This window comes from Sutcliffiella sp. FSL R7-0096 (assembly GCF_038595065.1).
Lineage (GTDB): Bacteria > Bacillota > Bacilli > Bacillales > Bacillaceae_I > Sutcliffiella_A.
This window is the reverse complement of the sequence record NZ_CP152003.1, coordinates 3420839-3435690: the sequence shown is the minus strand read 5'-3', so window position 1 is coordinate 3435690 and position 14852 is coordinate 3420839. Positions and strand designations below refer to the sequence as shown.

Sequence of the window (14852 nt, the reverse complement as noted above, 5' to 3'; positions counted from 1 at the left end):
CTGTTAACTTATGCTAGAGATGACTATCGCAAGGCTATATGAATTAACAATCCTGATCTATGCCTTAAGCGTACTCTTATATTTCATCGATTTTCTTCAACATAACCAGAAGGCTAACAAAACGGCCTTCTGGTTACTTGCAATTGTATGGGTATTGCAAACGGTCTTTTTATTTCTACGGATGCTAGACACCGGTCGTTTTCCGATATTGACCTTGTATGAAGGCATGTATTTCTATACATGGGTACTGATTACCTTTTCTTTGGTCATCAATAGGATACTGCGTGTGGATTTCATCGTGTTTTTTACAAATGTGATAGGCTTCCTTGTCCTTGCCTTGCATACATTCACCCCGATTCAGCATGAGTCGCAGGTGGTCGCGCAAGCTCTGGTTTCCGAATTGCTTATCATACATATCACGATGGCTATCCTATCATATGGAGCATTTTCCCTGTCCTTTGCATTTTCCTTGCTCTATGTCATTCAATATAAGCTTTTGAAAGAGAAAAAGTGGGGTAAACGTTTATTACGGATTCAAGACTTGGCAAAGCTTGATCATATGTCCTATGTGTTAAATGTCATAGGGGTGCCGATGCTTCTGCTATCCCTTATCTTAGGAAGCATATGGGCGACGGTAAAATTGTCAGAGTTTGCATGGTATGACATGAAAGTGATAGGATCCTTTATTGTGATTGCTGCATACAGCTATTATTTTTATCAGAGACTTGCCAAGGGAATTAGTGGGAAGGCTATTGCCAACTGGAATATCGCAGCGTTTCTAGTCGTGCTCATCAACTTTTTCCTATTCGGTAGATTATCAAATTTTCATTTTTGGATCTTATGATCTTATAGGTGAAGAATCCCAATGCTTTGGGTAAGGAGGAAATATGAGAAAAATTATTGTAGGTTCTAGAAGAAGTAAGCTTGCTTTAACCCAAACGAACTGGGTCATTGACCAATTGAAGGCATTAGGTGCCCCTTTTGACTTCGAAGTGAAGGAAATTGTGACAAAGGGCGATCAAATCCTTGATGTTACATTATCCAAGGTCGGTGGGAAAGGCCTTTTTGTAAAAGAGATCGAGCAGGCAATGTTGGATAAGGAAATTGACATGGCGGTCCACAGCATGAAGGATATGCCGGCGGTTTTACCAGAAGGATTAATGATTGGTTGTATCCCGTTCCGTGAAGATCATCGCGATGCATTCATTTCCAAAGACCATGTGAAGTTTGCCGATCTTCCTAGCGGATCCATCGTAGGGACAAGCAGCTTGCGCCGGGGTGCCCAGCTTCTTGCTAAGCGTCCTGACCTAGAGATTAAATGGATACGCGGTAACATTGATACGCGACTTGCCAAGCTAAAAAATGAAGATTATGATGCCATCATTTTGGCGGCAGCAGGTCTTGCGAGAATGGGTTGGTCAAGTGATGTGGTCACGGAATTCCTGGATGAGGATCTATGCTTGCCTGCAGTAGGGCAAGGGGCTCTTTCCATCGAATGCCGGGAAGATGATGCCGAACTGCTTGAGGTACTAGGATTGTTTACAGATGCCGTTACAGAAAAAGCGGTTGTTGCAGAGCGTGCATTCCTTCATAAAATGGAAGGCGGATGCCAGGTTCCAATCGCCGGCTATGCCTCTGTTGGACAAGAAGAACAAGTGACGTTGACGGTACTTGTAGGTGCGCCGGACGGATCTGTTTTGTATAAAGAGAGAATTACAGGAACGGACCCTGTGAAGGTCGGGCTTGAAGCAGCAGAAAGCCTAACGGAACAGGGAGGCAAGAAATTAATAGATGATGTAAAAAAGGAGCTTGATCAGTAATGAAACGTACTTTGCCTTTAGCCGATAAACGCATTCTTATTTCAAGAAGCAAAGAGCAGACAAGGTACTTTTCCACGCAGATTGAAGCGCTCGGAGGGACCTCGCTAGAAGTCCCTCTTATTCAATTTCAGCGGGTTTCCGAAAGTGTACATGTTTCAACGGAGATTGAAAAGAGCCTGCCCCTTTATGACTGGATTGTTTTCACGAGTGTCAATGGTGTGAAGTATTTCTTTGAGCTTTATCAGGGGAAGTTGCCAAACCGTATAGCAGCGGTCGGGGCTAAAACGAAAGAAGCATTGGAAGCTTTGGGGTATAACGTGGACATGATTCCTAAGCGATTTTCTGCCGAAGACCTTGTGGACAGTTTCAAAGCAATGGACCCTACGTCCATTTTATTGATTCAAGGGAATCTGGCCCGACCGCTTTTACGTGAAGAACTAGGGAGAATAGGGTACAATGTTAAGCAGATAGTGGTTTATGAAAATAAGCTCCGTGTACCAGAGAAAAAGGAAATGACCGTATTGAAAGGTGGACAAGTGGACCTTTACACGTTTACCAGTCCTTCCACGATACATAATTACATTGAATTGTTCGGCCTTCCAGACGGACCTGTAGCAACAATAGGTCCCATTACAAGACAGGCTGCAGAACAGGCAGGTGTCATGGTGTCTATCAGTCCTGCAGAATACACCATGGATGGCCTGCTAGAAGAAATCGTGCAATATTTTCAAAAGGAGGATACATAATATGAAAGACTTGCAATTCAACCGTCATCGCAGATTAAGAAATTCCGATAACATGCGCTCATTGGTGCGTGAAACATACCTACATAAGGAAGACTTCATTTATCCTATTTTTGTGGTCGAAGGAGAAAATATCAGAAATGAAGTACCTTCCATGCCAGGGGTGTACCATATATCTCTTGACCTACTGAATGCGGAAATGGCAGAGGTTTCAGAACTTGGCATTAAATCAGTTATTGTATTCGGTGTACCAAAAGAGAAGGATGAAGTGGGGACACAGGCTTATCACGAGCATGGGATTGTTCAACAGGCAATCACCCAGATTAAAGTACACTTTCCTGAGCTTGTAGTGATTGCTGATACTTGTCTATGCCAATACACTTCTCACGGGCACTGTGGAATCGTGGAAGAAGGCAAGATCTTAAACGACCCGACACTGGACCTTTTGGCACGCACTGCTGTCAGCCAAGCGCGTGCAGGGGCGGACATCATTGCACCATCCAATATGATGGACGGGTTTGTGGCTGCAATCCGTGCAGGGTTGGATGAGAACGGCTTTGAAGATGTTCCAATCATGTCTTATGCAGTCAAGTATTCCTCCGCATTCTACGGACCCTTCCGTGATGCAGCACACAGCTCTCCACAATTCGGGGACAGAAAAACCTACCAAATGGATCCGGCAAACCGTCAAGAGGCTCTTCGAGAGGCGGAATCGGATATGCTTGAAGGAGCGGACTTCCTGATTGTAAAGCCTGCTATGGCATACTTGGATATCATCCGTGATGTGAAGAATAACTTTAACGTGCCGGTTGTTGCCTACAATGTGAGTGGGGAATATTCCATGATCAAAGCAGCTGCCATGAACGGCTGGATCAATGAGCGGGAAATCGTGATGGAAAAGCTGATTGGCATGAAGCGTGCAGGTGTAGATCTCATCATTACGTACTATGCGAAAGATGTGGCTCGCTGGTTGGACGAGAAGTGATTAGTTAGAACTGCCGCGATTAAACAATATTAAGCAAGATGCAATCCATTCGTGCAAAAGAAAGGATGATAGAAGAATGAGAAGTTATGAAAAGTCTAAAGAAGCTTTTGTAGAAGCGTCAAAACTGATGCCAGGCGGGGTAAACAGCCCTGTTCGCGCGTTTAAATCAGTGGACATGGACCCAATCTTTATGGAACGTGGAAAAGGATCCAAGATCTACGATGTAGATGGAAATGAATACATAGATTACGTACTTTCTTGGGGACCACTAATTCACGGACACTCCAATGATCGCGTAGTGGAAGGCATCAAAAAGGTGACGGAATCAGGGACAAGCTTCGGTGCTCCTACATTGATTGAAAACGAGTTGGCAAAACTTGTGATTGATCGCGTTCCTTCCATCGAAGTGGTTCGTATGGTAAGCTCCGGGACAGAAGCAACGATGAGTGCACTCCGTTTGGCACGCGGCTATACAGGACGCAACAAAATTGTTAAGTTTGAAGGTTGCTACCACGGCCACGGGGATTCCCTTTTGATTAAAGCGGGTTCTGGTGTGGCTACATTAGGTTTGCCTGATAGCCCTGGTGTTCCAGAAGGTGTCGCGCAAAACACGATTACCGTTCCTTACAATGACATGGAAAGCATCCGTTATGCATTCAAGGAGTTCGGGGACGATATCGCCGGAGTCATAGTCGAGCCTGTAGCTGGAAACATGGGAGTAGTCCCGCCGCAGCCCGGATTCTTGGAAGGATTGCGTGATGTGACGACTGAATATGGTGCAGTATTGATTTTTGACGAGGTTATGACCGGATTCCGTGTAGATTACCATTGTGCACAAGGGTACTACGGTGTAACACCTGACTTAACGTGCCTTGGAAAAGTTATCGGTGGAGGCCTTCCTGTTGGAGCATACGGTGGGAAAGCGGAAATCATGGCACAGATCGCTCCGAGCGGGCCAATCTACCAGGCTGGAACATTATCCGGTAACCCTCTTGCAATGACAGCTGGATATGAAACATTGGCGCAGTTGACTCCGGAAACATATAAAGAGTTTGCCAAGAAAGCGGACCGTTTAGAGGAAGGTATTGTGGCACTCGGCGAGAAATACAATGTTCCTGTTTCAGTGAACCGGGCCGGTTCCATGATCGGTTTCTTCTTTAATAGTGAGGAAGTTGTGAACTATGATGTGGCGAAGTCATCTGACTTGGGGTATTTCGCGAAGTTCTTCCGTGAAATGGCGAACAACGGCGTATTCTTGCCGCCGTCCCAGTTTGAAGGATTGTTCTTATCCACAGCACACACCGATGAAGATATCGAGAAAACATTAGATGCTATTGAAAAGTCGTTTGCAGCGATTAAGTGATAAGCATTTAATAATTATAGTAATGATGCCCGCCCCAAGCTATTGGGACGGGCTTTTTGTGGTTACTGGTTTTACGAGGGGGTGAGGACTATTTCATGGGGTTACTTCATATTTTAGAAGTGGGCCAACTCCTTGAATTCCAAGAGAGTTCTTAACTTCACTTGGGTACTTCTCCACTTCCCGGGCTTGATTCTACAACTTCTGATTTTTATTCCACCACTTCAGGCAAATGTTCTACCACTTGACATCAATGTTCTACTACTTCCGCTGAATGTTCTACCACTTGACATCAATGTTCTACCACTTGCCCCCAAGGCGAACCCAATTAAAATCAACAAATGAATAATCTCACCATTTTATTCATAATCCCCTCCATCCAATCATACATCTTTATTGATATAGTAAATTTTTTTAGGTGTGAAAGGAGGAACCCCTTTGTCTTCAGAACAACAATCGTGCTTGCGGTTTTCAGTAGAGGAATCAATATGGTTTCAAAAGGGACAGGAAGTATCTGAGCTCATCTCCATTGCGTTAGATCCAGATATACAAATTTATGAGCAGGACCAATATGTTTCCATACGGGGAGCTTTATTATTAACAGGAGAATACCAAGTAAACGCAGAAGCAGGAGCGGAAGCCGAGGAAGAGGAGTATCATCCACAAGCCCGTGTCGTGCAGGAAGTAGAGGAGCGGGAGGATGGAGTCTGCGCCTTGCATCATCGTTTTCCGGTGGATATTACGATACCGAAAAACAGGATTCAGAGCCTGGACGACATTTACGTAGCAATCGAGTCATTCGATTACAGTGTCCCGACTCGTGGCTGCCTGCAACTGGATGCAGAGCTGTCCATCTCCGGCATCTATGGCCATCAACAAAGCAGTCCCGCTTGGGAAGAGGAGCAGGAAGAAGTGTATGAAGTGGAACCGAATAGGGATCATGAAGAAGCATACGCTTCACAAAATGTTCAAAACGAGGAAGATTCTTACGAGCAGGAGGAAGTAGAAGAGGAAGTAGTAGAAGTAGTAGAAGTAGTAGAAGAACAGGAAGAAGAGGTATTCGAGTACGAACCGATGTATCGCAGTGCCAACACCGATAATGAATACGAAGAGGATACCTACAAGTACTATACGGAAGAAGATGAGGAAGAGGAAATCCTCAATCAGCATGAAATTGATGGAAGCATGCAATACAACTATGACGATGATGGAGAGTATGCACCTTTTGAGGTGGAGGCAAGAAAACCTCCTGCGACCGAGGAAGAAGCGCCATATAACCCTGCCGACTTTATTTACCAAGATAAAGCGGAAGATGCCTATGCACCGTTGCATTCCTTGCATGCCAGTAAAAACGACCAAACCGAAGAAGAAACATCAAATGTTGTTTCCTTCTTAGATAAACGAAAAGGTCAACAAGCTGTTGCAGAGGCCCAGCAGCATGAGACAGCCAATACTTCCGATGAACCCAGAGATGAAAATGATTTATCCCTGACCAAGATTTTCGCTGATGATGGGGGAGAAGATTTCACAAAGCTGAAAATTTGTATCGTTCAACAGGGAGAATCGATGGATCATATTGCGGAGCGATATGATGTGAGTATTCAACAGTTGATCCGGGTCAACAGGCTTTCAACGGATGATCATATCAATGAAGGACAGTTACTTTATATTCCGGTAAAGGCTTCCTCTAAAAGTTAATAACCGGCTGAAGAGGAATGTGAGGGAGGTGTTACCTTTCTCACTTCTTTTTTACCTATGATCACCTAATAAAAAATCACAACGGAAGTGAGTTATCGCTATGCAGACGAATGAGCAAAGCGTCGAAGAGTTGGTATATCAATATGGCATAATACCGGAATTCGTGGAACAGCATGGTGGAGTATGGAGAATCGCCACGAAGAATGGTGCTTTTGCATTGAAGAAAATTAGGAAGGATCATGCCTATCCGCTGTTTAGGAATATCCATTCCCTCTTTCAAAAGGGCATCAAGACGGTTGTACCAATCTATCAAACAAGGCAGGGCTATTATTTTATAGAAAGTTATAATGACGCCTACTACTTGATGCCATGGATAGAAGATACGGAAGAAAGGGAACTGGATTTCAAGGACAGCTTGATGTTCAAAGAGCTTGCCAAGCTCCACAGCATGACAGTGCAAGAGAAAGAGTACCCGGAAGAGGAAATAACCAGCTTCTATAACCGGGTTTCTGAAAAGTGGACAAAAGAGCAGCAGGACCTAGAGAAATTTGTGGATGTATGCGAAAAAAAGCTATATATGTCGCCATTTGAGCTTCAGGTGTGCACGTATGCTCATGAAATTTCGCTTGCCCAGAAATTTTCACTGCAAAAGCTAGAAAACTGGCAAGAGGCAGTAAAGGAGACGAAGAAACATCGCGTGGCCATGACCCATGGGAGGGTATCATTTCACCATTTCGTAAAGGATACCGAGGGAAGGGGCTACTTCATAAGCTGGGAGCGGGCAAAGCAAGCAGCACCAGCAAACGACATCATCTCTTTTTATCATCGATATTTAAGGACCTATCCGCTTTTCTGTGACGATTGTATTGAATGGTTCTATGAATATCAAAAAGGATTCAGTTTGCAACCATATGAAAAGGACTTGACGCTCAGCTATCTCTCACATCCCGCTTCCTTCATGCAGGCGGTCGAGCAGTTTCAACAGCCATCAAATCCCAACCAAAGGCGTTCATTATCAGAACGGGAATTAGTAAAAAGGATTCAGGGAAGCTATTGGCTAGCTAAAAATATAGAATATGTGGCAGGCAGGATCAATCAAATTGAGGAACAAAACAAAAGCAAAGAGGCCCAAACCAGTTAAGCTGGGTTGGGCCTTGTTTTTTTCAGTGGTGAAGACTTCATGTAATAAAAAACTGCCACAAATTATGCGGCAGTTTTAGAATGAACTAAATCCATTCCAAATGAAAACAGATGGCGATGACAATGCAAATGGCCAAAATCAGAACGTCAAAGGTTGTGGGAAGAAAGATGGTACGTATTCCCTGAAACACACAAATAGGAATAATGAATTGCGCACATACACCTCGAACCTGTCTCAGCCAAGGCGGCAAGGAATAGGGGTTGTATTTCCGCATAAGGTACCTCCTTTAAGCACACTATTCTCGAAGTATATATACCTAAGATATGATTACGAGCGGAAAATAGTGCCCAATTCGGAACAAATATTTAAATTTGTGCATAACTTAATAAAAAATTGGAGAAGCTTATTGACTATTAGCATATCCTTTATGTAACATAGTAAGGTAATAAGATAACGATAAAATACAGTGACAGGGAAGAGTACAATGCCTGGCTCCTTTAGAGAGGGAAACCATCAGCTGAAAGGTTTCTCAGGAAAGTCGGATTGGAAGGTCGCCCTCGAGTAGTTTCAGCGAACGCAGTTTGTTCAGTAGTTGAAACCGGTGGAGAGCCGTTAAAAGATTTGAGTGTACAGGGGATAGTGTATTTATTTTTACCCTGTAAAAAAAGGTGGTACCGCGAAACTTAACTCCTTTCGTCCTTTTATTTGGATGAAGGGAGTTTTTTATTTTGGTTTTGAAGTTCCATAGCTTGTGATTGGAGCGAAAGGCGAAGACTCCGGCGGGAGGTAGCGGGAAACTTGAGACCCCACAGGCGGAGCCTAGGAGGCTCAAACACCGCCCCACGGAAAGCGAAGACTGGCGCGGAAATCAACAGCGGTGCTATACAGAACCATTTTCTATAAGAGAATAGGAGGAATCAGGATGGAAATGAAAGAAGTAAACCTTCCCACTAAATACGATCCACAAACAATCGAAAAAAATCGTTATCAATACTGGCTGGATGGCCGCTTTTTTGAAGCGACGAACGACCATGACAAAACACCATACACAATCGTTATCCCGCCACCAAACGTTACAGGGCGCCTGCACCTTGGTCACGCATGGGATACCACCCTACAAGACATCATCACGCGCATGAAACGCATGCAAGGCTTTGATGTTCTATGGTTACCTGGAATGGACCACGCAGGAATCGCGACTCAAGCTAAAGTTGATGAGAAACTTCGTAACCAAGGAATCAATCGTTATGAACTTGGCCGTGAAAAGTTCATGGAAGAAGCGTGGAAGTGGAAAGACGAGTATGCGCAACATATCCGCCAGCAATGGTCAAAGCTAGGTCTTGGCCTGGATTACAGCCGCGAACGCTTCACTTTGGATGAAGGGCTATCCAAAGCAGTTAATGAAGTGTTCGTAACGCTTTATAAAAAAGGTTTAATCTACCGTGGCGAATACATCATCAACTGGGATCCTGCAACAAAGACGGCTCTTTCTGATATCGAGGTAATTCACCAAGATGTTCAAGGTGCCTTCTATCATATGAGATACCCTCTAACAGATGGGTCCGGTTCCATTGAAATTGCGACAACACGTCCTGAAACAATGCTTGGAGACACAGCGGTTGCGGTTCATCCGGAAGACGAGCGCTACAAGCACTTAATTGGAAAAATGGTAACACTTCCTATCACAGGCCGTGAAATTCCAATTGTTGCCGATGATTATGTAGACATGGAATTCGGTTCCGGTGCCGTGAAAATCACCCCAGCCCATGACCCGAACGACTTTGAAATCGGAAACCGTCATAACCTAGAGCGCATCCTTGTTATGCACGAGGACGGCAGTATGAACGAAAAAGCTGGCAAATACAATGGTATGGATCGTTTTGAATGCCGTAAGCAGCTTGTAAAAGACTTGCAAGAAAGTGGCGTCCTTTTCAAAATTGAAGAGCACATGCATTCTGTTGGTCACAGTGAGCGAAGCGGAGCGGTGGTTGAGCCGTATCTTTCCACACAATGGTTCGTTAAAATGCAACCACTTGCAGACAAAGCAGTTGACCTTCAGTCTCAAGAAGACAAAGTTAACTTTGTACCAAACCGCTTTGAGAACACTTACATGCGTTGGATGGAAAATATCCGCGACTGGTGTATCTCCCGTCAGCTATGGTGGGGCCACCGAATTCCGGCTTGGTATAACAAAGAAACCGGAGAAATCCATGTTGATCATAACCCGCCGGAAGATATCGAAAATTGGGAGCAGGATACAGACGTACTTGATACATGGTTCAGTTCTGCATTATGGCCGTTCTCTACAATGGGCTGGCCAGAAACAGAATCACTGGACTACCAACGTTACTATCCAACAAGTACCTTAGTAACAGGGTATGATATCATTTTCTTCTGGGTATCCCGTATGATATTCCAAGGTCTTGAATTCACTGGCGAGCGTCCATTTAAAGATGTTCTCATCCATGGGCTGGTTCGTGACGAGCAAGGTCGTAAAATGAGTAAGTCCCTTGGTAATGGTGTGGATCCAATGGAAGTTATCGAAAAGTACGGAGCGGATTCCCTACGTTACTTCCTATCTACAGGAAGCTCACCAGGTCAGGACCTACGTTTCAGCTATGAAAAGGTGGAGTCGACTTGGAACTTTGCGAACAAGATCTGGAACGCATCCCGTTTTGCCTTGATGAACATGGGCGACATGAAGTTCGAGGATATCGATTTGAGCGGCGAGAAGTCCGTTGCAGACAAGTGGATCCTGACTCGTTTGAACGAAACAATTGAGACAGTGACCAAGCTTGCTGAGAAATATGAGTTCGGTGAAGTGGGCCGTGCCCTTTACAACTTCATCTGGGATGATTTCTGTGACTGGTATATCGAAATGGCGAAAATTCCATTGTACAGCGAAGATGAAGCGGCGAAAAAGACAACACGCTCCATTTTGGCTTACGTATTGGATAACACAATGCGCCTGTTGCATCCATTTATGCCATTCATCACAGAGGAAATCTGGCAGCAGCTTCCTCACGAAGGCGAGTCCATCACGCTTGCAAAATGGCCGGAAGTTCGCGATGAATTGACAGACAAGGAAGCGGCATCGGATATGCGTTTACTAGTGGACATCATCCGCAGCGTTCGTAACGTTCGTGCAGAAGTGAACACGCCAATGAGCAAACAGGTTAAATTGCTTGTGAAAGCAAAAACTTCTGAGATTGAAGGGAAACTTGAAAGAAACCGTTCTTACCTAGAACGCTTCTGTAACCCAAGCGAGCTGTTGATCGGAACAGATGTTGCATTGGACGGTGGCGAAAAGGCGATGACAGCAGTGGTAACTGGTGCGGAATTAATTCTTCCTCTGCAAGGGCTGATCAACATTGACGAAGAGATCTCCCGTCTAAACAAGGAGCTTGCGAAGCTTGATAAGGAAGTGGAGCGCGTTCAGAAGAAGCTTTCCAACCAAGGATTCATTGCGAAGGCACCTGCGAATGTCATTGAAGAAGAAAAAGCGAAAGAAAAAGATTATGTTGAAAAGCGTGATGCTGTTCAAGCTCGAATTGATGAGTTGAAGGGGTAAATGCTTTTCGGTGAAAAGATCCTGGGTAGCCTGTCCTTTAATGAGGGGAGGTTGCTTGGGATTTTTTTGTTGCAAGTGGGGTTTTTTTGGGGGTGACTGGTGACGGAGGTATGAGAATGCGTGGTGAGTTGATTTTTGTTGAAGTTGTAGAACCTTGTGCGGAAGTGGTAGAAGTTCATGCTGAAGTGGTAGAACCTTGTACGAAAGTGGTAGAAATTCATGCTGAAGTGGTAGAATGGAGCCGGTGAAGAATAGAACCTCTTCCTGAAGTGGAAGAAGTAGCACGCTAATACCCCAATCCTCAAACCCCCAATCCCCCAAACCAACAAAAAACGCTCCGGCCCTCACCTGGTCCAAAAGACCAAAAGGATGCCGTAGCGTAAACGTAAATCTATCCAATATCCATTAAGGAATCCCTCCAAATCTCCTTGGCACTTCCAATCATCGACTGAGTGCCAACTATAAAAATGAGAGTAGGTTCTAAGCTTCGCACCAGCGGAACAGCTTCTGAAAGCAAGCCAACCTCCATCGCCCCTGCATGATATCGACGGGCAACGGCAAGTGCATCGGATGGAAATGTCTTGTGGGAGTTATCAGGCGTGGTTACCACCAAAACATCCGAGAACTCACTGCAAACCTCTATGACACCTTCATAATCCTTATTTTCCGGGACCGCTATGATGGTGGCAACTTTCGTCGAGTCCACTAGTGGGAGTACTTCTTTTAGATAAGCAGCTGAAACACGATTGATGGATCCGTCCAGCACGACGGTCGGATGTTCTTCCACCACTTCCAATCTGCCCGGCCATCTCAACTCTCGGAAACAATCATTCAATAACTCATCTGTGAGCTGATTACCAATTACCTTTTCACATGTCTGAATAGCGAGTGCGGCATTTTCCACTTGAAACGAGCCTAGCAACGGAAGGAAAATATCTTCATATGTGCTCAACTTAGTATGTAAGGAAAATAAGCTTCCTTTCAAACTTGCATGCTTGATGGAAGGAGAATAATCTACTCCAAAAACAGAAACATTGCTTCCCAACTTTCTCCCCAACATTTGCTTAACAGGTTCACTTTGACTTCCAACCATCACATGGTCCGTGCATTCCTTTACAATCCCGGCTTTATGGCCGACAATCTCCTCAAGCGAATTTCCCAGGTAACCTACATGTTCTTCCATCACTTTCGAAATGACAGCCCATTTGTTTTCCAAAACATTTGTATCGTCATAAGTACCGCCACGGCCGATTTCAATGACATTGATATCTGTCTCTTGCTCCTTGAAATGGGCAAGTGCAATAGATAGCAGAATACCTGTTGGACCAAGGTATTGTTGAGGGGTAGCAATCGAAGCCAGTATCTTATCTATAGCCGGAACCTGATTGTTAAGATGCTGAAGAAAGGCTTCATCTGAAATGGCTTTCCCGTTCACCCGGATCCGTTCGTTATATTCTACAAGGTGAGGAGAGGTATAGAGGCCGACATTGTACCCCTTTTGACGCAGGATGGCGGCAATCATTCTGGATGTGGAACCCTTACCTTTACTCCCTGTCACAAGGATGACCTTCTCTTTTGGGAAGATTAGATTTAAACTGGTCAACAGCTCCTTCGTTAAGTGTGGGGAGCGGACGATTGCATCATCTAGTTCCTTTTGATGGGGCTTTGCTTTTAGAAAGGAAGCATATACGTAGGAAAGGGCTTCGCGCATGTTATAAAACTTCATCGTTTGCCTCGCTTTCCTCAAGCTTCCCCAAAACAAATTCCAAGTAAAGCTTTACGATATTGATATCGGTTGTCTGACACAGCATCCGACAGCCGACGACATCCTCGATTTCATTGAAGAGGAGCTGTCCATCACTATCAAATAAGAAGTCCACACCAACGAGAGCGAAATCAAATTGTGCTATGATTTTTTCTACCAATTGTTGCTCTACTTCATTCAACGTATAAACCTCAGCTTTGCCACCAAGAGAGAAATTCGCTTTGAAGCTATTTTCATTGGTACGAAGGACAGCTGCAACAATTTGTTTGCCGAGAACATAAACACGCAGGTCCTTTCCTGGTGTAGCGGCAAGTGGTTGGATCACGACTGGGAGGGAGGCAAGCTCCTGCCGGATAGTTGCCAACTGCTCCTCATTTTCTATTAAGTACACCTCGACTCCACCTCTGCCTGCTGCCGACTTCACCACAAATGGGTAAGGGACGGGAAGGTTTTCATGCGTAAGTTCATGCGCTGTGACAAAATAAGTATCTAGCATCGGGATTCCTTTACCTGCTAAATATTGATGGGTTTTTGCCTTGTCATTACAAATGGAAGCCACCTGGTAGGAATTGAAGCATGGAATGGTCATGCGTTCCAAATGCTTACTGAACAAAGGGGTAACATTTCGCATGATGACAAAGTCGGGAGAGGCAGCGGTTAGTCCATCAAGCCTTATTTCCAGCTTGCCATCTCGCACACCAAAGGATATTTGGGACTGTAGCAGGAACGTCAACTCTATATTTAATGCTTCGGATTCTTCCATAAACCATTGGATAAAGGATGCATTCTTTTTGGAGTGTTCTTCTTCGTATATAAGCCAGCCTTTTCTTCTCATCATTTCGTCTCTTTCCATTTTTTTATAATATGGGGAACAATATAGGTTGCGACATTGATCCCGGTATAGTTGTGGACGGCTTTGAAGTGGGCGTTGGAGTTAATTTCACAAACAAGCGGCGAGCCGTCTTCTCCAATCAACAGATCCACTCCAGCAAAGTCCGCACCCACAAGCTGCGTGCTTTTGAGCGCTATTTCTTTTTCATATGCGGTAGGTTCATACTTGATCATCCTACCACCATTGCCGACATTGGCCCGGAAATCTGTCTCTGATATTCGCATAACGGATGCAACAACTTGATCACCCACGACATTCAAGCGAATATCCTTTCCTTTGCTTGATGCGATGTATTCCTGAAGCAGAAACGGGCGGTTACCTATTTCCTTCACTTTCTCGAGAAGTTCTTCCATAGTATGAATCAGGTATACTTGTATGCCGAAAGAACCATAGGCTTCCTTCACAACCAGTGGAAAGCCCAGGGCTTCACTTGCACGATAAAATGGTTGATAGTCATCGTGGGCATAAAAAACGAAGGGAGCCAATAGTGTTTTAGGCATTGGAATGTTTTTTCCGGCAAGTGCTTGATATGTAAGTGATTTATTATCACAAATCTCGATGCTAGCAGCGCTGTTGTAAACAGGTATGCCCATCATTTCAAGATGTTTTGCCAGAACGACATCCTTATCAAAAAAAATGATAAAATCCGGAAGGGGTTCCCTCTCAGAACGCACTAGGTCCGGCTTTCCGTCGATAATGGCGGGTATCAATCGGTTGTTTTTCACGAGTTTGCTGGCGATGGAATGCTCTATTGCCACATTATTGATCCAAGTAGCCATCTCGATAAATTTCTCTTCAGGAAGGTTTCCGTTATAAATAATCCAGCAAAGGTATTTTGACATGGTAAAGGCCTCGTTTTCTATGATAAAGTTTGCTA

At 44.5% G+C, this 14852-nt stretch carries 14 protein-coding genes and 1 other annotated feature; of the genes, 10 read left to right on the top strand and 4 right to left on the bottom strand.

Going from position 1 to position 14852, the window contains the following annotated elements:
• The first annotated feature begins 10 nt into the window (after positions 1-10).
• From MKY77_RS17620 to ysxE, 8 genes are all read left to right on the top strand, one after another.
• The gene (locus tag MKY77_RS17620) at positions 11-844 is read left to right on the top strand and encodes a cytochrome c biogenesis protein (RefSeq protein WP_339147080.1); all 834 of its coding nucleotides are present in this window, start codon (positions 11-13) and stop codon (positions 842-844) included.
• Positions 845-887: 43 nt separating this feature from the next.
• Positions 888-1820, top strand: coding sequence for a hydroxymethylbilane synthase (gene hemC, locus MKY77_RS17615; RefSeq protein ID WP_339147079.1), 933 nt, complete (start codon positions 888-890; stop codon positions 1818-1820).
• On the top strand, positions 1820-2566 hold the full coding sequence (locus tag MKY77_RS17610) for a uroporphyrinogen-III synthase (protein ID WP_339147078.1): 747 nt from the start codon (positions 1820-1822) through the stop codon (positions 2564-2566). Before hemC ends, MKY77_RS17610 begins: the two co-directional genes overlap by 1 nt.
• 1 nt (position 2567) lies before the next feature.
• Positions 2568-3548, top strand: a complete 981-nt coding sequence (gene hemB / locus MKY77_RS17605) for a porphobilinogen synthase (RefSeq protein ID WP_339147077.1) — start codon at positions 2568-2570, stop codon at positions 3546-3548.
• Positions 3549-3624: 76 nt separating this feature from the next.
• A complete protein-coding gene (gene hemL, locus MKY77_RS17600) occupies positions 3625-4911 on the top strand; it encodes a glutamate-1-semialdehyde 2,1-aminomutase (protein ID WP_339147076.1) in 1287 nt (428 codons plus the stop codon).
• Between the two features lie 132 nt (positions 4912-5043).
• Complete coding sequence (locus MKY77_RS17595; RefSeq protein WP_339147075.1) at positions 5044-5253, top strand: hypothetical protein; 210 nt, start codon at positions 5044-5046, stop codon at positions 5251-5253.
• A gap of 93 nt (positions 5254-5346) precedes the next feature.
• The gene (gene spoVID, locus MKY77_RS17590; protein ID WP_339147074.1) at positions 5347-6606 is read left to right on the top strand and encodes a stage VI sporulation protein D; all 1260 of its coding nucleotides are present in this window, start codon (positions 5347-5349) and stop codon (positions 6604-6606) included.
• A gap of 100 nt (positions 6607-6706) precedes the next feature.
• Positions 6707-7747 carry a spore coat protein YsxE gene (gene ysxE, locus MKY77_RS17585; RefSeq protein ID WP_339147073.1) on the top strand — a complete coding sequence of 347 codons (1041 nt, stop codon included), beginning with the start codon at positions 6707-6709 and terminating at the stop codon, positions 7745-7747.
• 85 nt (positions 7748-7832) lie between these two features.
• Here the strand turns inward: ysxE and MKY77_RS17580 are convergent, their stop codons facing one another.
• On the bottom strand, positions 7833-8021 hold the full coding sequence (locus MKY77_RS17580) for a hypothetical protein (RefSeq protein ID WP_082892102.1): 189 nt from the start codon (positions 8019-8021) through the stop codon (positions 7833-7835).
• Positions 8022-8204: 183 nt separating this feature from the next.
• Positions 8205-8451, top strand: a binding site (T-box leader).
• A gap of 218 nt (positions 8452-8669) precedes the next feature.
• On the opposite strand from MKY77_RS17580, the gene MKY77_RS17575 reads away from it, so the two are divergent.
• Both MKY77_RS17575 and MKY77_RS17570 read left to right on the top strand, forming a co-directional pair.
• Positions 8670-11318: a valine--tRNA ligase gene (locus MKY77_RS17575; RefSeq protein WP_339147072.1), complete on the top strand. Its 2649-nt coding sequence runs from the start codon at positions 8670-8672 to the stop codon at positions 11316-11318.
• A 116-nt stretch (positions 11319-11434) separates the two neighbouring features.
• Complete coding sequence (locus MKY77_RS17570) at positions 11435-11566, top strand: hypothetical protein (RefSeq protein ID WP_339147071.1); 132 nt, start codon at positions 11435-11437, stop codon at positions 11564-11566.
• A gap of 143 nt (positions 11567-11709) precedes the next feature.
• Here MKY77_RS17570 and MKY77_RS17565 read toward each other — a convergent pair whose 3' ends face one another.
• The 3 genes from MKY77_RS17565 to MKY77_RS17555 are packed head-to-tail and all read right to left on the bottom strand — an operon-like array spanning position 11710 to position 14817.
• Entirely contained in the window at positions 11710-13044 is a 1335-nt protein-coding gene (locus MKY77_RS17565; RefSeq protein WP_339147070.1) for a Mur ligase family protein, read from the bottom strand.
• Entirely contained in the window at positions 13031-13921 is an 891-nt protein-coding gene (locus MKY77_RS17560) for an ATP-grasp domain-containing protein (RefSeq protein WP_339147069.1), read from the bottom strand. Before MKY77_RS17560 ends, MKY77_RS17565 begins: the two co-directional genes overlap by 14 nt.
• Positions 13918-14817, bottom strand: coding sequence for a RimK family alpha-L-glutamate ligase (locus MKY77_RS17555; protein ID WP_339147068.1), 900 nt, complete (start codon positions 14815-14817; stop codon positions 13918-13920). Before MKY77_RS17555 ends, MKY77_RS17560 begins: the two co-directional genes overlap by 4 nt.
• Between the last annotated feature and the right edge of the window lie 35 nt (positions 14818-14852).